Annotated in this window: 18 protein-coding genes and 1 tRNA gene; 10 read left to right on the forward strand and 9 right to left on the reverse strand. The window is 62.9% G+C overall.

Going from position 1 to position 19,438, the window contains the following annotated elements; genetic code table 11:
* Positions 1–75 precede the first annotated feature (75 nt).
* Positions 76–2,322: a TraM recognition domain-containing protein gene (locus tag ACSG06_RS00865; RefSeq protein ID WP_440988370.1), complete on the forward strand. Its 2,247-nt coding sequence runs from the start codon at positions 76–78 to the stop codon at positions 2,320–2,322.
* A 68-nt stretch (positions 2,323–2,390) separates the two neighbouring features.
* Here the strand turns inward: ACSG06_RS00865 and ACSG06_RS00870 are convergent.
* Together ACSG06_RS00870 and ACSG06_RS00875 are read right to left on the reverse strand one after the other, a co-directional pair.
* Positions 2,391–2,463, reverse strand: a tRNA-Gln gene (locus ACSG06_RS00870).
* Positions 2,464–2,577: 114 nt separating this feature from the next.
* Positions 2,578–3,168: a homing endonuclease associated repeat-containing protein gene (locus tag ACSG06_RS00875; RefSeq protein ID WP_440988371.1), complete on the reverse strand. Its 591-nt coding sequence runs from the start codon at positions 3,166–3,168 to the stop codon at positions 2,578–2,580.
* A gap of 267 nt (positions 3,169–3,435) precedes the next feature.
* Here ACSG06_RS00875 and ACSG06_RS00880 point away from each other — a divergent pair, with 267 nt between their 5' ends.
* The gene (locus tag ACSG06_RS00880) at positions 3,436–3,960 is read left to right on the forward strand and encodes a hypothetical protein (RefSeq protein ID WP_440988372.1); all 525 of its coding nucleotides are present in this window, start codon (positions 3,436–3,438) and stop codon (positions 3,958–3,960) included.
* A gap of 1,508 nt (positions 3,961–5,468) precedes the next feature.
* On the opposite strand, the gene ACSG06_RS00885 is transcribed toward ACSG06_RS00880, so the two are convergent.
* Both ACSG06_RS00885 and ACSG06_RS00890 read right to left on the reverse strand, forming a co-directional pair.
* Positions 5,469–5,771, reverse strand: a complete 303-nt coding sequence (locus ACSG06_RS00885) for a hypothetical protein (protein WP_440988373.1) — start codon at positions 5,769–5,771, stop codon at positions 5,469–5,471.
* 237 nt (positions 5,772–6,008) lie between these two features.
* Positions 6,009–7,148, reverse strand: a complete 1,140-nt coding sequence (locus tag ACSG06_RS00890; protein ID WP_440988374.1) for a CAP domain-containing protein — start codon at positions 7,146–7,148, stop codon at positions 6,009–6,011.
* Positions 7,149–7,269: 121 nt separating this feature from the next.
* Here ACSG06_RS00890 and ACSG06_RS00895 point away from each other — a divergent pair, with 121 nt between their 5' ends.
* A complete protein-coding gene (locus ACSG06_RS00895; RefSeq protein ID WP_440988375.1) occupies positions 7,270–8,037 on the forward strand; it encodes a DUF429 domain-containing protein in 768 nt (255 codons plus the stop codon).
* Positions 8,038–8,496: 459 nt separating this feature from the next.
* Here the strand turns inward: ACSG06_RS00895 and ACSG06_RS00900 are convergent, their stop codons facing one another.
* Positions 8,497–8,703 (reverse strand): hypothetical protein, encoded by a 207-nt coding sequence (locus ACSG06_RS00900; protein WP_440988376.1) that lies wholly within the window; start codon positions 8,701–8,703, stop codon positions 8,497–8,499.
* Positions 8,704–8,826: 123 nt separating this feature from the next.
* Positions 8,827–9,267: a hypothetical protein gene (locus ACSG06_RS00905; RefSeq protein WP_440988377.1), complete on the reverse strand. Its 441-nt coding sequence runs from the start codon at positions 9,265–9,267 to the stop codon at positions 8,827–8,829.
* A 300-nt stretch (positions 9,268–9,567) separates the two neighbouring features.
* Between ACSG06_RS00905 and ACSG06_RS00910 the strand changes: the two genes are divergently transcribed.
* The gene (locus tag ACSG06_RS00910; RefSeq protein WP_440988378.1) at positions 9,568–10,377 is read left to right on the forward strand and encodes a CPBP family intramembrane glutamic endopeptidase; all 810 of its coding nucleotides are present in this window, start codon (positions 9,568–9,570) and stop codon (positions 10,375–10,377) included.
* A 1,047-nt stretch (positions 10,378–11,424) separates the two neighbouring features.
* Here the strand turns inward: ACSG06_RS00910 and ACSG06_RS00915 are convergent.
* A complete protein-coding gene (locus ACSG06_RS00915; RefSeq protein ID WP_440988379.1) occupies positions 11,425–11,841 on the reverse strand; it encodes a hypothetical protein in 417 nt (138 codons plus the stop codon).
* 210 nt (positions 11,842–12,051) lie between these two features.
* Positions 12,052–13,305: an Aq_097 family APC-type transporter gene (locus ACSG06_RS00920; protein ID WP_440988380.1), complete on the reverse strand. Its 1,254-nt coding sequence runs from the start codon at positions 13,303–13,305 to the stop codon at positions 12,052–12,054.
* Between the two features lie 402 nt (positions 13,306–13,707).
* Here ACSG06_RS00920 and ACSG06_RS00925 point away from each other — a divergent pair, with 402 nt between their 5' ends.
* The 6 genes from ACSG06_RS00925 (at position 13,708) to ACSG06_RS00950 (ending at position 18,797) form a co-directional block, all read left to right on the forward strand.
* Positions 13,708–14,346, forward strand: a complete 639-nt coding sequence (locus tag ACSG06_RS00925) for a hypothetical protein (protein ID WP_440988381.1) — start codon at positions 13,708–13,710, stop codon at positions 14,344–14,346.
* Between the two features lie 6 nt (positions 14,347–14,352).
* A complete protein-coding gene (locus ACSG06_RS00930; RefSeq protein WP_440988382.1) occupies positions 14,353–15,345 on the forward strand; it encodes a winged helix-turn-helix domain-containing protein in 993 nt (330 codons plus the stop codon).
* 207 nt (positions 15,346–15,552) lie between these two features.
* Positions 15,553–16,158, forward strand: a complete 606-nt coding sequence (locus tag ACSG06_RS00935) for a hypothetical protein (protein WP_440988383.1) — start codon at positions 15,553–15,555, stop codon at positions 16,156–16,158.
* Positions 16,155–16,583, forward strand: coding sequence for a plastocyanin/azurin family copper-binding protein (locus tag ACSG06_RS00940; protein ID WP_440988384.1), 429 nt, complete (start codon positions 16,155–16,157; stop codon positions 16,581–16,583). The genes ACSG06_RS00935 and ACSG06_RS00940 overlap by 4 nt, the downstream gene beginning before the upstream one ends.
* Before the next feature lie 318 nt (positions 16,584–16,901).
* Positions 16,902–17,636, forward strand: a complete 735-nt coding sequence (locus tag ACSG06_RS00945) for a cupredoxin domain-containing protein (protein WP_440988385.1) — start codon at positions 16,902–16,904, stop codon at positions 17,634–17,636.
* Positions 17,637–18,797, forward strand: a complete 1,161-nt coding sequence (locus ACSG06_RS00950) for a VIT1/CCC1 transporter family protein (RefSeq protein ID WP_440988386.1) — start codon at positions 17,637–17,639, stop codon at positions 18,795–18,797. It abuts the gene before it with no gap.
* 145 nt (positions 18,798–18,942) lie between these two features.
* On the opposite strand, the gene ACSG06_RS00955 is transcribed toward ACSG06_RS00950, so the two are convergent.
* Positions 18,943–19,380, reverse strand: a complete 438-nt coding sequence (locus tag ACSG06_RS00955) for a universal stress protein (protein ID WP_440988387.1) — start codon at positions 19,378–19,380, stop codon at positions 18,943–18,945.
* Positions 19,381–19,438 lie beyond the last annotated feature (58 nt).

The following is a 19,438-nucleotide window of genomic DNA, read 5'->3' on the forward strand; positions in this document are numbered from 1 at the left end:
TCCAGCTTCTGTCCCGTTCGCCCACCGCTACACGTCGCGTGGTTCGGGAAGACTGGTTCAGGAAAATCCACAGCGATGACCTCGGCGATCCTCGACAACCATCAGGCCACGGACGGCGCGAGCATCCTCGTCCTCCCGAAGGGCGACGGGATGGCGACGGACTACATGCGGGCGCACTACGCGAAATACGGCCACCTGAACAACGTGCTGTACTTCGACTGCTCGAAAATCCTCCCGGCGTTCTCGTTCTTCGACATCCGCGACCAGCTCGACGCGGGCGTCCCACGAACCACGGCCGTCGAGGACAGCGTCGACCACTACCTCGAGATTCTGGGCCAGGTCATGGGCACGGAACGGTTCGAACGCGCCGTTCGCTCCCCGGACGTGATTCGCTACATGGTGAAGGCGCTCTACGACCCGGTGAACGGCTCCGACGCCTTCTCACATCGAGAGCTACACGCAGCGGTCCGCCAGCTCCACGAACGACAGACTGCACCGGCGGTCTCTGACCCGGACCTCGAACGGATGCTTGCGGGAGTCACGGCGAACCGTGCCCGGTCGTTCGACGAGATCATGCAGGGGGTCGCGAACCGCATCGAGAAGATTCCGATCGACCAGCGACTTGCCGCGATCTTCGACCACGTGCCAGAAGGCGACGACCCACACTTCGACCTTGTCGACTACCTCGACGAGAACGTCGTCATCATCCTGGACACGGGCTCGCTCCGGCCGGCTGCACAGCGCGTGCTCACGCTCGTGATGCTGTCGAACCTCTGGACGGCGCTGAGACGCCGCCTGCGCCGGTCCAACGGCGACCCGCAACTCGCGAACCTCTACATCGAGGAGGCCGCCAGCGTCGCCGACTCCGACCTCCTGCAAGAGTTACTCGCGCAAGCACGCAGCTTCGGCTGCTCGGTCACGCTCGCCATGCAGTTCCCCGCCCAGCTCAAGGAGGACAGACGAACCTACGACGAGATCCTGAACAACGTCTCCACGGTCGTCACGGGCAACGTGCCCCGCGACAGAGAGCTCGCCGCTCGATTAGCCACGGACGACATGGACGCCAGAGACGTGGGAAACCGCCTCCGTGCACTCCAGCGCGGCCAGTGGATGGTGAAACTCCCAGCCGCATACGGTCAACCGGAACCACGGCCGTTCACCGTCGAGTCCGTCGCTCCGCCCGCAGGCCATCCGGCCCACGGCCACAATCCATCCCGGAGAGAGGAGTGGAAGTTCCAGGACGCAAAGCTCGACGTCCACGAACGAACGCTCGAGTCCGCTGGCCTCGTGCTGGACTCGCCCAGTACCACGGTCGAACCGATCACTGACCCCGAACCGGACCCACAACCAGCCGACACCAGCCCCCGTACCGACTCCGCGCTCCCCTACACGAAGCGCATGCCCTCGACCGTCACGTACGACGATTCGATCCACGCCCTCAACTGTACAGAGTGCGAGAACCGCTACGACCCCGACATCAAGGGGATGAAACGCGCCATCGAGTGTTGCTCGTCACTCGACGACACAGACAGGGACGACATCCCCGTCTGCAACCTCAACCTGAAACTCACCGCCGAAGAGCTCACAGACGCCGACTGGAGTATCGAACAGCTGCTGTTCATGCAGGCCGTCTACAACGCACAGCAGTTACGGTACGACCCGCTGGAGTACGACCTGCTCAACGACTCGATGATCCGACTCACGGAGTACGTCGGCATCGATAACGGCGCAGTGCAGGACCTCATCGACGAAGACCTGGTCCGGCACGATACAGACCACCCGCACAGGCTCTATACCGTCTCACCCGAGGGTCGGAAGGTCATCGGCGAGAGCTACCGTCAAGGCGTCGACTACGGCCACGGCGCCGGCGACCTCGAAGAGCCCTCCCTCCACGTGCTCGCCGTCGAGATTGCACGCCGCTACCTCGAACAGGAGTACGTTGCGAACCCCGACTCGCGGGTCACGGAGACCGTTCCGTACCACGACATCGACGAGAAACGCCGGCTCGACCTCGCCGGCGTCGACGACGACGGAGACATCATCGTCGCAGTCGAAGCCGAACGAGTCAATCACGACCTCATCCGCGCCGTCCCGGAGGACTACGACAAGATCGCCGACGCCGACGTTGACGAAGCAATCTGGGTCGTCACGAGCCAGCCCGATGGCCACAAAGTGCTGGCTGCGCTGAACGACCCGCCCGAAGGCGAACCCCGTGTCGAGAAAACCTACGCGACCACGACACCACCACACCAGTTCAGAATCGACACACCTGGACTGACCAAGATGTTCACTGTGAAGAAACTCCGGAGCAAACTGGACTAAGTATATTATTTTGGATAGCTATTGACTATTCCACCAACTACCGTCTAAGGGCTTGAAGGTGTGAAAAGTAGTCCATCCTGGATTCGAACCAGGGTCGTTGCCCCCAGAAGGCAACAGGATTGGCCACTACCCCAATGGACTGACATGTCTCCCGTTCGTCGCTTCGTCCGGGATTACAAAGCATAGTATTGCGCTTGGATATTTGAGTGTTGCGAAACGGTACTGGGCTGGGAGCAACTCACGTACGGCGATTGGTCAGTCGTCCGCGGTCGCCTCGTATCCGTCGGGCACAGCCTCTAGCGGGTCGACGAAGTGCTCTTTGCGGTGGCAGTTTGCGCAGAGGACGTCACATTTGGCGATCTCTTCTTGGAGGGCGTCCATGCCGTAGCCGTAGCTGATGAGCTGGCTGACGTTCATGTCTTTGTCGACGCCGTCGCGGTGGTGGTAGTCGAGGCAGGCGGGGTCGCTCTCGCCACAGTTTGAACAGCCGGCGTCGGCTTTGAGTTCGTTGACCCAGCGTCTGAGCCGCGCTCTCCGGGTGAGGGTTCGGTTTCGGTTGTGGGCGGTGTTTCGGTAGTGCCAGCGCTGGTCGACGCTAAGCGACTCCCAGGCGTCGTCGACGTCGGCAGGGAGATCGTCGGGCTTGGAGCCGACGCGGGTTCCGGAGGAGGTGTGTGTTTCGAGTCCGGCAGCTTCTTTCGCGTCGTTCCAGCCACCCATCGTCCGCATGATCGTGGCCGAGGCGGGACGCAGTCCGAGCTCCTCGTAGGCGGCTTTCGAGGGGGACTCTCCCAGTTTCGAGGCGGCATCACGCAGTGCGTCGATGCATTCTGATTCAGTCGTCATCGGTTCGTCGATGCCGACGAACAAACTGGCAGGAGCCGTTTAGTATCGTGACGCAGGCCGCCTGTGATGTATCATCCAGAGTTTCGCTTCGCTGGACTTCGAGAGGGAGTGGCTCTGGAACCGGTGGGGGGTAGTATGCTAATCCATCTTCCCGGTTCGATATGATTCAGATTCCGTTAGAAATACTCGCCGAGTGGTGCAGATTCCCCACCAACTATACTGATTACACCCATAGATATTTGACACTATGCTGGTTAGGGATTAGATATGGTGGAAATTATTGGAGAACATCGGTTGAGTGAATTCCGGGACAGGGATGAGGAAGACGCGTTCCCTCCAGACGAGTTATCACGGATTCGGGGGGCAATCGAATCGGTCCCTGAAGAAGTGTTTTTGGAGTCGAAATCAGGCGACGAGGTTACTGAATTTGATCGGAGGATTGGACAAGAACTGTCGAACTACTCTCTCGAGGGAGCAGAGGAGTGTGCGTTGTGGGAGGAGGAAGGTTTCAAGCATACTGTTGATCTGTATCAGCCAGAGAAGCGAATCGCCATCGAAGTGGAAAAGTCGGAGCGGAAGTACGTTTGGAAAGATCTCGTAAAGTTCGGAAGAGGAGCACATACCGAGGTTGATGGTGGGAAATCCGTCGAATATGGGTGCCTCGTGGTACCTGACTACTATTCGGGCAGCCCAGTATTCTCTGGAACACGGAAGATGCTCAGGTTCGTAGAACCGATGCTTGGTGTCCGTGAAATCGTAATCCTTGGTTTCAGGAAACCACGCTCCGAGTGACGTTCTGCAGTATCGATTCAGGCAGGTGGTGTGAATCGGGACTGTGTGGCAGTCCCACTCTGTATTCAGTATTTGCCAGAAACTGTCGACGAACCCAGAGAGGGTACTTGTCGAAAGGCGGTCTCTGTATTCATCGAGTGATACCCTGAGCGAGCTCGCCTCAGGGAACGCGGTCGATTCTTCAAAATCGGATTCAGTACTGCGGTTTCGACCAGTTTGACCCACGAACTTGCGACCTGTCTCTGCACCTCGCTACGCGCCCAAGAACCCGACCGATGAACCGATGATCGACGCCTTGGAGGAGATTCCGGGTGTATCCAACATTCGACGAGTCAGGCAGTACCCTTGACAGTTACAAACTCGGATTCCACACCGTTCACCGGCTGAGAACGCCCGAGCAGACACATCGCGTCGTCTCAGTTCGTCCAGAATCGGAAAATCATCCGCAAGTAAGCTGAAATAACCAGTATGGACATCGAACTAGGAACACAAGCGAGAGAATCCAGCGACCACCACTGCCATCCCGCGAGAGCCACCCGTATCCGGGCCGTTCAGGTACACCACGAGATTCAACATTGGTCCAAACCCGCGAAACTAGGAATCCAAAACCGCACGACGAGAGCCGATTATGAAGATTCCAGACACCCGGCTTACAGAATCTCGCGAAGCCCCCCGACAACCACCCGAACTGGAGACTGGCCTCTCAGGGCTCCGAACGACTGTATTCCGGCTACACGACGTTGAAGGGGGTCTTCCACTTCGTCGGATACAACCAGCCACACAGTTCCTAGAATACCCCCGAATCAAGCGAGGCGATCCTTACTTGCGGAGACCCCGACGAATTTGGACGAGCCTAGAGGCCACAAGAGAGACTAATGTCGTTTCTAACCCACTCGATGCGGAATTGCTAGGTATGAATCTGCTGCGGTTGCTTCCGGAACGAGAGGATGACACACATCCACCATCATCGTCCCGAGCATTGTATCACGAACTCCGCTTCAGTATTCGATCCGATGTCCCGGGAATGAGTCGATTCACCAAGCTCGATAGCAGCTTCACGCAGTGCGTCGATGCACTCTTTCTTGGTCGTCATCAGTCGGCCGTGCCGACGAATAAACTGGCAGTTGAAGGCCCCGGCAGTCGGGGTAAAGAGAGTGTCCCTCGCAGGGTCATCGAGCTCCGGCTCAGTTTCGGTCGACGGGGACTGCGACGAAGCAGCCAGTAAGTAGGGTTGCGTATCTAACAGAAGGAACTTGACTCGCTGGTTCTTATTTGTCGTATGCGCAGTCCCCTCCGAGCCCTTTGGAACACTCGCATCATCGGGTCATACCTCCGTTTCCGTGTCGCTCTCTTACTGGCAGGGGGTCTGGCTGTTGGATCCGGCGTGGTCGTGATCGGGATTGGTGGTATCTGGGGGACTTTAGCGATCTTCGCTCTCGTTCTTCTCTTTCTGTTGGTAACGGGACTCATCGTGATGACCCGGTAGTCAACCTGAGCAGTACCGACCCCTACGTCGAACGGTTCGGGGAGTCCCGTTCCGGAGTGGTGACGAAAGCGACAGAGAGGACCACGACGACGGGGAGGATGAATATCCAGAGCACGGCCTGCCAGAAGCCCAGGAGGAGCAACCCGCCTGCCCCGACGGTTGCGAGGAGCCCTCGCTGGTAGATCACTCCGGCTGCGCCCGTCACAGCCAGCCCAGCGAGACCCGCGAACAACGCCGCCCGCGTCCACGTGTATCCCGGCTGACCCAGATAATAGCCCAAGACGCCGAGGAACGCGAGGACGACCACGACGGTCAGTCCATGCACGAGCGAACGTCGCGTGGGGGCCATTATGATAGAGATACGATGTGTCGTTCGGTAAGTGTTTCCACTGTATTCAGTACGCCGTTCTCGTCGGATTCGGAGTCGGGTACGGGCTGGAGTGATCGGTCGTTCCCCGAGTTTCGACTCGGTTCACCTCGACAGGCAAGGCGCTGCACTGGTTGTTCAATCGGGATGGTGATCACACACGCCGTTTCCGCTCTGGCGGTGTTCGAGACAGACTCAGCAGAAGTTTTGCACAGCGTAAACTTTCACCCGTCCATCGACATCGACGAGGACGATACCGATGCCCTGCTCTGAAAAAGACTCGCGGAGGACGTTCTCGCGGTGGCCGCTCGAGTTCATCCACTGACCGACGATTGCCCGTGCCAGCGCTTCCTCGGTCTCGTACACTTCGATACCGGCGTCCGTCCGGACGTTGGCGAAGGCCCAGGTCTGTGCGATGTTCTCGCCGGACGTCGAGCAGCGGATGCCTGCCTCGTCGTACCTGTCTCTGACCGTCTCGCCGGAGGGCGAGACGTGAGCGAAGTAATCGCGTTCGTACATATCTCGACCGTGCTCTCGCGCCACGAGGACGAGCTCGCCGTTGTACTCGAGTTCGTCGAGTCCGCGGCTGGCACGCTCCTGGTTTACGTACTGATGGACCAGTCGTTCGACCCGGGGCCGGTCCAGTTCAGACGACGACCCCGAGGAGTCGGTGTTCGGCTCGCTCGTACTCTCATCACCGCCGCCCACGACGACAGGGTCGCTGGATGGTTCGTTGTCTTCGGTGGCGTTGAGGGCTCCGGCAGTGGACGATTCGATGTCGTCGCCTACACTCTTCAACGACGAATCGAACTCGTGCGCTGCTGGGTGGTCGACGACTGCACCCAGCGCGAGGGGTCCGAACATGACGCCGAGGCCGATCAGGATGACGGTGAGCGTCGTCCCTATGCGATGGCGATTCATCCATCCGAGTATCGTCATCAGCACGGCCCACAGGAGCGCGAACGGCCAGAGGATCGTCCCCAGGGGATCACGCCCTACTCCGGTTCCAGTCGCTGCCCTGCTGCGCTTTTTTTCTTTCGACGCCTGACAGTCCGAACAGAGCGTCTCGTCGGAACCGTCCAGTCTGGTCCCGCAGCGCTTGCAGTGGGGCTGTCGTTCGGGTTCGCCGTCTCCCGACCCCAGGAAGCCGGTGACGGACCCGCCGATGCCGCTGTCGTCATCACTTCTGAACTCCGGGCCCAGAGTCCTCGCCGTACTTCGAGCTGCGCAGTCGTGGTTCTCGGGCAGTCGGTGCTTCGTACAGACTGTCTTCCCACAGTAGTTACAACTCCCTGTGATAGACGAACCGTCGCCACAGACTGCACACCCACCCATACGACCACGTGAACCTCCAGAACTATATGTCCGTTGGCAATTCGAAAACTCGGCGGTTCCGACTCTCGGAGGGCCTCTTCTTGCCCAGGAAAACTATCCGAGGTCCACATGGACATGGACCATGGCTTCATCGACAGTCGCTGGGGTCGATTGGGCGGGTGGACAGTGGCTCGTCGTCCGCTTGCGAGATGGTTCCTACGACACCTGTAGTGTCGAGCCTGACTTCGAGACCCTCTGGCAGGAACACCACTACCTGGACCGCATCCTCATCGACGTGCCGATCGGCCTCCCTGACGAGGGGACACTGGCCCAGCGTGAGAGGCTCGATTCACTTGCCAGGTCGGTGACTGGCTTCTCGTCCAGTGTCTTCCCAGTTCCTTCACGAGGTGCAGCAGACCTTGCAAACGAGGACGAGTCCTACGAGGCGGTAGCTCAACAGAACCAGGGGGACATCGACAAGGGTCTCAGAAAGCAATCCCATCAGCTCGCGAAAGCTGCAGGACAGGTCGACGCCGTCCTGCAGGAGGACGATGAGTCCAGCGAGAAGGTGATCGAGTCCCATCCGGAGGTGTGCTTTCGAGGGTTGCTTGGCGAGCAACTCCAGCACAAGAAATCGTGGGCGCCGGGACTCGGGGAGCGACTCCAGGCGATCGGAGAACAACTAGAGCAACCGGGTGCGCTCCTGGGCTCGATTACAGGTGACCTCATCGGAACGGAGGCCTCCGTCGATGTCGACGACGTCGTCGACGCACTGGCGCTCGCAGTCGTTGCCCAGACAGATGATGACATCCGATATCTTCCTGCCGACCCGAGAGCCGACAGTGCGGGGATACCGATGCGAATGGCGTACTGGGCCGATGAGCGACTCCCACGGGGCGAAGATAGGTGATATCGACTGCTCACAATCGGTTTCAGTCATGCAGTTTCGGGTATTCTGCAATGGGAGTTGCTGCCTGTGCGACTCCCAGGCTGCAGCAACGTGTAGAGATAGTCGTCTGGCTTGGAGCCGATGCGAGTCCGGATGATCGTCGCCGAGACGGGCTGTAGCCCGAGTTCTTCGTACGCAGATCTGGTTGGCGACTCCCCCAGTTTCGAAGCGGCCTCACGCAATGCGTGATGCAGTCTTTCTCGGTCGTCATCAGTCGGTCGTGCCGACGGATACACTGGCAGTCGCGGCACCGGGCAGTCGGGGGTATAGAGTGGGTCGGTTGCGGGGCCTCGAGCACCGGTTCGGGTTCAGTCGACAGGGTGGCCGACGAAGCAGCCGGTACGTAGGAATGCAAACCGAACGAGACCGGACTCGCGGGGCCCCAGGTAGTTCACGACCAATGCGTCTCACCGTGGCTCGTCACTGCTGTGGTTCGTCGTCCTCTCTGGTGGCTGTACGGAAGAGAACGTCTGCTCTCGAGACCGGTTCGAGGATGAGGGCGAGGACGAGCGCGATGAACGCGCCTTGGGGGCCGAAGTAGTGGTAGGCGTTGATCAGGAGACCGAGGATGACGAGGTTCTCGAGATAGCTTAACCTGAACTGCGTGTCCTGATCTTCATCACTCATGTCTCGGAGCGTTACGCAACTGGCTGTAAATAATCGGGGGCTATCAGATGCTGCGTCGGTCGTTACGTGTACACGTTACAGCTATCGTCGCCAGTCCCACGTTCGGTGATCTGACCTGCAGGCTCAACAGGGGGTGATCTCGTCCCCGGAGAGCCGTGTGGTCCCGTTCTCGGTCAGTCGGTAGCGAGCTGTCGAGGACGAGTCCGCCTCTGTGTTGTCCGTGGAGTACGAATACGGGTGCTGGACGGTCACGATGATCCGCTCGGGACTTCGATTCACCACGGTCGCGACTTCTGATGAGGTGGTCGGATAGGTCCCCCAGGTTTCGAGGCAACTCGCGTTCCGGAGGTGCATGGAGAGGTGGCCTTCTTCGGCCTGAAGCGCGATTGCTCCGGCCTCGCTGTCGGAGAGGGCCGACAGATCGGACACCGGTTGCGGTGTGGGTGGGAGTGGAGCCGTCGTCGTTGGTTCGGCAGTCGTCGCCTGACGAGGGAGGTTCAGACACCCAGTGAGGAGCAGGGCGCTCACCACGACCGCGAGGATGGGGGGCTTTCCAGGGCGCATGGCGATATGTCTCTGAGAAGCTGGCAAGTGCTTTTTCCTCGGTTCAGGGTGCTCTTCGACGCCGCCTCGTCGCGCAAGGATGGCGAAACCGTCGACGGGCTCAGGGGCGAAATCAGGGTCTCAACGGGCGACTGTACTGCTGGAACTTCTATCACCCACGGCAAGTGTTTGCCCGGTCGTGTCGAATACAGCGTGCGTCTCGGTCAGCGGTGGAGACAACGAGTACGGTTCACGACGCTGATCACAGGGCGGAACGGCGGTGACACAACTATTTTATCGGCACCACCATTCAGCACCAGTGTGTCTCACTCCGAGCACTCAGCGTCCTTCGCAAAGCGATTCGGCCTGACGTTGCTCGCTGGCATTCCTGGCATCCTCGCCCTCGTGGGGTACATCTATCTCACGACGCCGGCGACGGCAGTTCCAGCCGGACTGTCGCTTCCGCTCCTCGCTGTGTCCTCGGGTCTCAATTCGCTTCTCATACTCGTCGTTGCGTGCCTGCTCGGGACGTACGCCGCCCCACGAGTGGGGTTACAATCGTACCTCACCGACCGGACGGGGAGAGGTGACGAAGTCTGGCGACGCCTCCGTCCCGAGGTCGGCCTCGCGGTCGGCCTGGGCGCCCTCGGGGGCATACTCGTTCTGCTTCTCGACGTCGCCCTGGCACCGTTCGTCGCACAGGACCTCCCCCGGTCCGCAATCGGGGCGTCTGAACCGACTCTGGCGAACGTCCTCGCGTACGCCCCGGTCCGTTTCCTGTACGGTGGTATCACGGAGGAACTACTGCTCCGGTACGGGCTCATGTCGGTGCTCGCGTTCGTCGGCTGGTACGTCACGGGTCGTCGGTCGGAGGGTCCGGGTTCGGGGGTCATGTGGGTCGCGATCGTGATCTCCTCAGTACTGTTCGGGATCGGCCATCTCCCGGCGCTTGCGCAGTCCGTCGGCCTAACTCCGGCACTGATCGCCCGAACGGTCCTCCTGAATGCGGTTGCAGGCGTCCTCCTCGGGTGGCTGTACTGGCACCGAAGCCTCGAGGCGGCGATGGTGGCCCACGCTGCGTTCCACGTCCCGCTGGTGGTGCTCTCGCTCGTACAGGTCGCGCTGCTCTGACGGCGTTTTGGATGGTTGTGATATGCACTCTCAGTCGAGATTCACGACGAGAGTGATCGGTGGTCCTGGAACGGCCCTACTGAGGTGTCTCAGCGGCGAATACGTGGCTCCTCCAGAGACTCAGCTCACGGAACTTGGAAGATTCCGACGAATCCAGGCTTTTACTCGTTGTCCGCAGGAGGGACATCTGAGGGATGTCCAACCGCCCTCTCTGCCAGGCCCGTATGGAGCAAGGAGGCCTCGACCGGTCCGTGCGTCTGTTGGCCGGGGTTCGTGATAGATGTACGACTGATTTTCCACACTCGGCAACCCCCGATTTGACCGCACGAGCGCGCTCCTCCATCTCGCTAGCGCGCGCTGTACGGTTTCACAATCGGCTGAATCACCCGCAAGAATCGCTATGAACGAGTGTGAAAACCGATTGTGGAACCAATTGCGAGCGGAACGCTGGGGAGCGACGAACTCGTGATTCAGCCGAAATCAGTGCAGTAGCCGTTCACAGGTGGCGTCTGTGAATTTCTGGCTCTCGGTGAGTGTGGTTCGCTCGACGGTCGATTCGACACGCTGGATTTCCACAATCGGTTTCCGTCGTGCGGTTTTGTTCTACGAGGCGTTCGCCGGTCGACTCTCAGGCCACATCGACACTCTTCAATCGGCTGAATTCGGGCTGGAGAACCGTTCACGACAGTGTTTGGCTCTCTGTGACCTGGTTCGATTTCGGGGTCATCCGACTTCCACAATCGGATTCACGACCGGGTTACACCGCTACTTGCGGGTGATTCAGCCGATCGTGGAACGATGGAGAACGGCCGAGCGACTCGATGCGCCGTTGTCGAGGCTTCGATGGGGCGATAGCTGAGTGTGGAAACGTGGCCCCATTGCGACACGCGAAGGTGTCGTACTCTCGCCGACGAGAGGGTCAACTGTGGTCGCTCACTCGTTCGAGGGCAAACAACGCGATTGTGACCCACGGTCGGGCCCACGAGGGCCGACTCGGAGCAGCCCAACCTGTCGCGCTCCGTCGTGCGTCCGTCCGGCGTCCAGATGCTACCCGGACAGCTCGTCGGCCCAGTCCGCGGGGAGGACCCATAGCAGGCCGTCGGCCGCGAGGGAGTCTGTGCTCACGAAGAGGATGTCGTCGCCACCGGCGACGGCGGTGCCACCGCCGATGACCTCGTCCCAGTGGTCGAGGATGGCGTCGGGGATGGGGAGCTCGCGGACGTCGGTGCCGATCTCGCTGCTGGAAACGTAGCGTACGCCCGCGCGGTCGGCGATGGCGTCGTAGTCCTGCGAGACGAGGACGGCGTCGTCGCGTGTGCGGATACCCCAGAACGCCTCGGCGGAGTGGGCCAGAAAGCCCTGATTGAACGCCCACTGTGGCGCAGGCACGTTGCGACTCTGTCTATCGAAGGCCGCCGCACCGAGGCGGTCGATGTCCTCGGTCTCGGGTTCGTCGTCCGGCATGGATACTCGAGTCCTATCGTCCCGGTCGCCTCTTTGTAAGGTGGGTGCTAGCGGGCGTATTCGGGGATTTGGGTTGGCGTTCGATGCCGTGGGTGCAGTTTCGGGACGCGTGTGTTCACTGGTGGTGTGTGCGGGTTCGCCCGCTCCAGTTGCTTCGAGCGGGTTTCCGTAGCAACCTGGCTCCGTTGGATTCGCGGGAGGAGACAGACATCACGATGGCAGGCCGAATATCGCAATCGTGAGCATCGCGATCCCGACGAGGGTGATGCCCACGGCTCGCGGCCAGTTCTCGTCGCGGACGGCCAGAATCAGCCCGATGGAACACTGTAACGTGAAGAACGCCGCGAACACCCGTGAGGCCACTGCAACAGCCGAGAGGACGTCGGTGACGAGCACGACTGCGAGTGCCCCCAGCGCGAGCGCAGGGTAGGTGAACCGCTTCGGAACTCTCCCGTTGGTGAGGTCGAGCAGCACCGCAGACCGTGAGGAGATCGCGTTGACGGAGGCCGAGGCCTGGCTGCCGATCGCCAGGGCGAGCACGAGCCAGGGGAGGACGGGGCTCGCGACGGCGGCGATCTGTACGACGGCAAACCCCCTCGGTTCGGGCTGGACTTCGGCGAAGAGCGTCATCGCCGTCAGCGGGAACAACACGAACGCGATGGTGGCGATTATCTGTGCGATTCGCATCGTGGAGATGCGTCGTTTTGCGCTGTACTGCTCGCCGATGTATCGAGACGCCTCGAAGCCCTGGACGATCGCGAAGAAGCCGAGAATCTGACGGAGTCCCGTCGTGGTCAGCGGCGGGTTGTATCGCGGGGTCGTCCAGGTGCCTTCGGCGGCGGTGATGAGGTTGTACGCGACGAACCCGACGATTATCGCCGTGACAGCGGCGAGGTTGAACGCGGTCGTCTTGTTCCCGAGATTGTTCAGCTCCTCCAGGCCGAAGAAGTAGCCGATGGACCCGAGTGCGACGAGGGAGAGCACCGCAACTCCCGCGCCGGTCGAGTCCCGTCCGAAGACCAGGAGGACGTTCTCGATTCCGGACGGGAACACGATGAGGAAGATGACGACAGCGCCCATCAGCTGGAGGTAGTAGGCGACGTTCACCAGCGAGGCAGCGATGAGTGCGAGCTGGGACGTGCGCGAGACGGTGCGGGTGAGGCCCGACTCATCCGCGACGGGCTCGAACCGCTTGATGTTGAGACGCATGACCCAGCCCATCGCGATCCCCAGTAGACAGAGGCCGAGCATCAGCAGGGCCGCTCTGATTCCGACGATGCTCACGATGATCGGCGTCATCGCCACGAACCCGATGTCCATGATGTTCGCGAGCGGGACGACCGTCGCCTGGTACCGCTTCGATTGCTGCACCCGACTCGAGTAGAGCACGGACGCCAGTCCGAGCAGCGTCACGACGACGACGAGCGAGATGAGGGCCGTCCCCGTCGACGAGATGGAAGCCATTACCGGGCTCCTCGGCTGGGCGTGAGCGTCGCAGCTGAGAGTGCACGAGTGGGCACCGGGTTCGAGTGACCGCTGGTCGCGCTCTCGAACGTGTTCGTCTCACAGCAGGGTCGTTCCGGGGGCGTCTCGTGTGGTGGTTTTCTGGGCATCATTGCCGTGTCGAGTGCTGTGGAGCAGACCGTCGATGAAGTGCAGTCCGTCGATACGAAAGACGGGATTCGACCGACCGCTCGCACCGTGGATGGTCAGTGACGAAGCCCTGATAGCGGGTCGGAACGAGGGTTCTCAGTCGTTTTGTTACTGGTGTTCTTCTCTCCGAAAGACTGCCTTACCGATTTCATCGACGGTCCGGGGAAGAATCAGCGACCGAACAGTTATGTGAACTGTCTAACTACCGGTGATATGGTGACGATTCACATGCCTTCGCTCGACAGTCTCGAAGACCGAAGCTCGGCCCTGTTCCTCGTCGCCGGTGTACTGCTTGTCGTGTACGCGACGTTCAACGGGGTACACGCATCCACGGGTGCCGTCTACGAGAGCGTGGAGAACGTGTTCGGTCCCGCTGGATTCGCGCTCGGGTTCCTCGGGCTCCTCGGGCTGTCTCGCCCGCTTCGAGACCGGAGTCCGAGGGTGGTGCGTGTCGGTGCAGTCTGTGCAGTCGCCGGGGCGGTGGCGTTCACCGTGTTCGCGGTGGCCAATCTCGGTGAAATAGCGGGCGTCGTCCCACGGGAGCCACCCGCCTGGGCCGTCGTGTTCCTCGCGCTGGCGGTCGTCGGGATGATTCCGGGCTACCTCTCGGTCGCGCTCGTCACACTCCGCACCGACGAGTACCCCCGGTCGGTCGGGCTCTGTCTACTCGCGCCGGCGGCGATCTTCGGGACGATGTTCACGGGCTCGATGCTGGGGAGCTCTCCGCAGTGGGCGCTGTTCCTCATCAGTGCGGGACAGGCGCTGGCACACCTGTCCATCGGGTATGCCCTCTGGAGGAGTCGGCTCCGGACGGAAGTCGGAACGCCCGCGACGGACGTGAGCGTGAGTTGATCTCCCGTGACTGAGGGGGATGCCGACGACGACTCGCTGGCAGCAGCCGTCGGCGCAGTGGACGGTCATACGACCCGAGCGTTCTCCCTGCTCGGCGACGACACGCGGTTGGCGATTCTGCTGGCACTCTGGGAGGAGTACGACCCGCACGCCGACGACAACGCGGTCCCGTTCTCCGTGCTGTTCGAGCGCGTCGACTACGACAATCCGGGGAACTTCAGCTACCACCTCGAACAGCTCGCGGGGCAGTTCATCCGGCAGCGAGGCGAGCGCGGCGGCTACGAACTTCGGGTGCCGGGCCTGAAGCTCGTGCAGGCCGTCATCGCCGGGGCGGGCGTTCAGGACGTGGTGTACGAGCCGACGGAGATCAGCAAGGACTGTCCGCTCTGTGGCGCGTCGACGACCATCCACTACGAGGAGGGGCTCCTCTTCCACTCGTGCAGCGACTGTGAGGGACCGACACCGGACCGCACGAGCGTCGACGGGTTCCTGCACGCGGTGAAGTTCCAGCCAGCCGGGCTGGCCGACCGAACCGCCGAGGAGATACGGGCCGCGAGCATCATCACGTCGTTGCGGACGGCCCAGTCCATGTTCGACGGCGTCTGCCCGACGTGCTCCGGTGCGGTCGAGAGCTGGCTGGAGTGCTGTCCGGACCACGAAGAGACGGGGGTCTGCGGGAACTGCGGGTCGGAGTTCGCCGCGTGGGCCCGGTTTCGATGCCGGGTCTGCAAGGACCACACCAACCATTCGCCCAAGGAGCTCGCGCTGTTCCATCCCGCTGTGGTCTCCTTCTACGACGACCACGACGTCTCGACGCGATTCCACGCGAGCGACTACGAGAGCCTGAAGCGGGGCTTCGAACTGCTTCATGCGCACGAGATGGCGCTCGTCTCGACGGACCCACCACAGGTGGCCGTCACGGCTGCGCTCGAAGACGACGAGGTCCGACTGACGTTCGACGAGTCGGTGCGCGTCGTCGATGTCGTCCGTCGGTCCTAGCTGTCTCGGGCGCTCGGTCGACCCGGCTCCATCGCTGCCGAACCATTCGTGTCAACCATCTTGTTTTAATGTCATACAAATAATATTTATTCCCCCCCGGGTCGTCGCTTTGCCTGCATTCATGGCACCGAAACGTCGGAGGACGACGGCCCGTATCGGGGACGAAATCACTGTTGAGACTGACTCGGTGTCGAGAGGTGGCGGGCGATGACGGAATCCGAGGGGGCGTTCACGTGGCTCGAAGGGAGGAGTTCGACGCTGTTCCTCGTCGGCGGTGGGCTGTTGGTCGTCTTCGCGGCGAACACGGTCCTCAGGACGTTCGTGGGGAAGTCCTTCCCGCCGGTACAGGGGCTCATCGGTCCAGCCGGGTTCTGCTTCGGTGTCGTCGGCCTGCTCGGGCTGTACTCCGCGCTTTCGGACCGGACGCCCCCCGAAGCGAGCGTCGGAGCGGTCGTGGCCGTGATCTCGGCCATCGGGTGGCCCATGGTCACCGTGCACGGTATCGCCACAGAGGTCATCGGGATGGACCTCCCCGAGGTGCTTGGAGCCCTACCGCTGGTGGTCATCGGATCGACGTTCCTGGCGTTCGCCACGTTCGGCGTCGCGACCCTCCGTGCCGACGTCCACGCACGGAGCGTGGGCGTCCTCCTGCTGATTCCGGCCGCGGGATTCCTTCTCCTGCTGACGAACGCCGCACCGCACTTCGTGATCGACACCGGGCACGCCGTGGGATACCTCGGCGTCGGCGTCACCCTTCGGAGTACGGGCATCCCGACCGAGAGCTCGGACCCGGTCGCCGACGCAACGCCGTGACCCATCGGAACCGCGGTGTTCGGAGCCGTCGTGAACTGCTCGCCATCGGAACTGCCGGTCTCGTCGGCGGTCTCGCTGGCTGCTCGTGGAACGCCTCGTTCCCCGACGCCGACGTGCTCGCCGGACCGGACGGCCGGCTCGTCTTCCAGCCCGCGGAACTGACCGTCTCGGTCGGCGAGACGGTGACGTGGGGGTTCCCGCGGAGCGGGCACAACGTCTGTTGCCGACCCGATGACAGCAGCGACGTGCGGCTGCCGGGCGACGCCGACCCGTTCGCGAGCTACAGCGCTGGGGAGTCGCCGCAGGGGACGGTCGTCCCGCTGGGTGGCACCTACGAGCACACCTTCCGCATGCCGGGCACGTTCGGCTACGTCTGCGTCCCCCACGTCGGCCAGGGGATGCGTGGGACAGTTCGGGTCGAGTGAACTCCGAATGTGGACCGCTGGCTCGGATGCGGTCGGCTGGCTAGTCGTGGTCCGGCCGACGACTCGGCTGAACCGAACGGGTCGAGAGTCGGCGTAAGCTCGTCGTAGCGAGGCGGGATGGGCCAGCAAGGTGGTGGGTGGCGCGCGAGTTCCGTCCCCGTTACGGCCCAACGAGTAGGCTACCACCTGGGAAATATATTCGAACAATAACAACTAACGCACGAGGGCTAGCGACGGGGGATGGAGGACCAGCTTCCGTCGGTGTCGCGTCGAGAGATGCTGGGGACCACCGGAGCGTCGGCCCTGGCCGTGGGTTCGATGCTGCCCACTGGGGGGCGACACTCGGGACGGGACCGCACACGCCAGCAGGGCGACCAGCAGCGGACGGTCCGGGCGTTCGTCGGGTCGTACCACTGGGGCTACTTCGTGTTGGACGAGAGCGGTACGGAACGCGACCGGCTGACGCTCTCGTCGGGCGACGAACTGCGGCTCACGCTCTTCAACGTCGAGGCGGAGGCGGCGGTCGACGCCCTCCCGCAGGCAGTCCGGACGAACATCCTGAGCGAAGCGGACCGAGCGCGGCGCAACGACCAGGCGATTCCCGTTCCTCGAGGGACGTCTCTCGAGACCCTGCACGATGCGGCCGAGGCCGCGTATCCGGACCACGGTCTCGTCATCCTCCGCGACGAGTATCTGGGGCGGAGATCCGCCGGCCCGGGACGGGGACCCGGAGGCGACGGGCAAGTCGGCCCGTGGGGCGGTCACCACGGCCCCCACGGTGGTCCAGCGGGACCGTGGCAGGGCCCCGGCCAGCCGGACGGCCCCGGGCCGATGTCGGGTGACGGTCCCGGAATGGGTGGCTACGGCTGGGGAGGCGCCAGCGGTGTGATGCTCGCGCCCCCGGTGTACCTCTGGCATCACTCGACGGTGCCGACGGAGCTCGGGTTCGTCGTGGACACCAGCGGGTCGTTCGGCTTCGCCTGCCCGATCTACTGCGGGTACGGGCATCCGTACATGGCCGAGCGTGGTCGCGTCGTCGTGACCGAGAGCTGAGTGAGCGAGGATTCCCACGTCCCACCAGTGATGGCTTCCCCCGATGACATCGAACGCTACCGCCGCAATCGCCAGGACGAGGTCGACAGCGCGGCGGTCTACACGGCGATGGCCGACGCCGAATCGCAGCCACAGCTCGCGTCGGTGTACCGGCGGCTGGCCGACACGGAGCGAGCCCACGCGGCTTTCTGGGCGGAGCAGATCCGTGAGGCCGGTTCCGATCCGGGAGACGCTGCCCCCTCTCGAAGGGCAAGCGTACTCGCGTGGCTGGCCCGCCGGTTCGGGCCAGGACTCGTCCTCTCCTCGATGCAGGCGGGTGAAGCAATCGGCGGGAGTGGCTACGCCGCCCAACCGGAGGTCACGGGGACCGGGATGGCCGCCGACGAACGCTCGCACGAGCGCCTCCTGACGGTCATCGCGGAGACGCCCGGGCAGGGGGCGCGGGGAGATGTCCTCGCCCGTCTGGAAGGTCGCCACCGTGCGACCAGCGGCAACGCGCTCCGGGCCGCGGTCCTCGGCGCGAACGATGGGCTCGTCTCCAACCTGAGCCTCGTGATGGGCGTCGCGGGTGCGGTGCTGGATTCGACGACGATCCTCGTCACGGGCCTCGCCGGCCTCCTCGCCGGGTCGGGGTCGATGGCGATGGGCGAGTGGCTCTCGGTACAGAGCTCCCGGGAGCTGTACCAGCGCCAGCTCGGCATCGAGGCCGAGGAGCTCGCCGCGGTTCCCGACGAGGAGGCCGAGGAACTGGCCCTCATCTACGAGGCGAAGGGGCTCTCGACTGACCGCGCCAGGGAGGTCGCCGAGCAGTTGATCGCCGACGAGGCGATGGCGCTCGACACGCTCGCACGCGAGGAACTCGGCATCGACCCGGACGAGCTGGGTGGGTCGGCCTGGGAGGCGGCCGCGACGTCGTTCGTGCTGTTCGCGCTCGGGGCCATCGTCCCGGTCCTCCCCTTCTTCGCGTTGCGCGGACCTGTCGCCGTCGGCGTCAGTCTCGTGTCGAGTGCGGTCGGGCTGTTCGCCATCGGAGCCGGCATCACCCTCCTGACGGGACGCTCCGTGCTCTTCTCCGGGCTGCGACAGGTCGGTATCGGACTCGCTGCTGCGGTCCTCACCTACGGCGTCGGGAGCCTGATCGGCGTGACGCTCGTCGGCTGACGACGGGGCTCGACACAGTCGGTCGCTGGGCACGTGACGTCCGTCGGCCCTCACGGAGATTCGAGGAGGCGGTCCACGGCTTCGGCCGTGGACGGAATCCGACAGCAGGCGTCGAACTCCCCCGGTTCTCCGGTCGGGGAGGCTGTCAGTCGCGCTCGGGCGGGACCGTCCGGACAGTGAGGACGGGCGCCTCCGAGAGTCGGACGACGCGTTCGGCGACGCTGCCGAGGAGCGCGCGACTGACACCGCCGCGACCGTGTGTCCCGAGGACGATGAGGTCGATGTCGTTCTCCTGGGCGTAGTCGAGGATCGCGCGGTACGGCGTTCCGTGGCGGAGGACGTCGACGGCGTGGACGCCAGCGTCGACCGCCCGGTCACGGATCTCGTCGACGGAGCTTCGCCCGGCCGCCTCCAGCTCGTCGTAGATCGCTCGACTGTGGCCATCGAGCGGGACGACGGACGTGTTCACGACGTGGAGGACGTGGAGGGTCGCGTCGTTCTCCCGGGCGATGTGGATGGCGTGTTCGACGATCCGGTCCGTCCCGTCGCTCCCATCGGTGGGCAGGAGGATGTTATCGTACATCGTCACTCGAGGGCGTGGTGGCTGCGCCGACCGAGGCGAGATCGGTCTGTCTCGCTCC

The sequence above is a fragment of the Haloarchaeobius baliensis genome, from assembly GCF_052060055.1.
In the GTDB taxonomy this organism is placed as follows: Archaea; Halobacteriota; Halobacteria; order Halobacteriales; family Natrialbaceae; genus Haloarchaeobius; species Haloarchaeobius baliensis.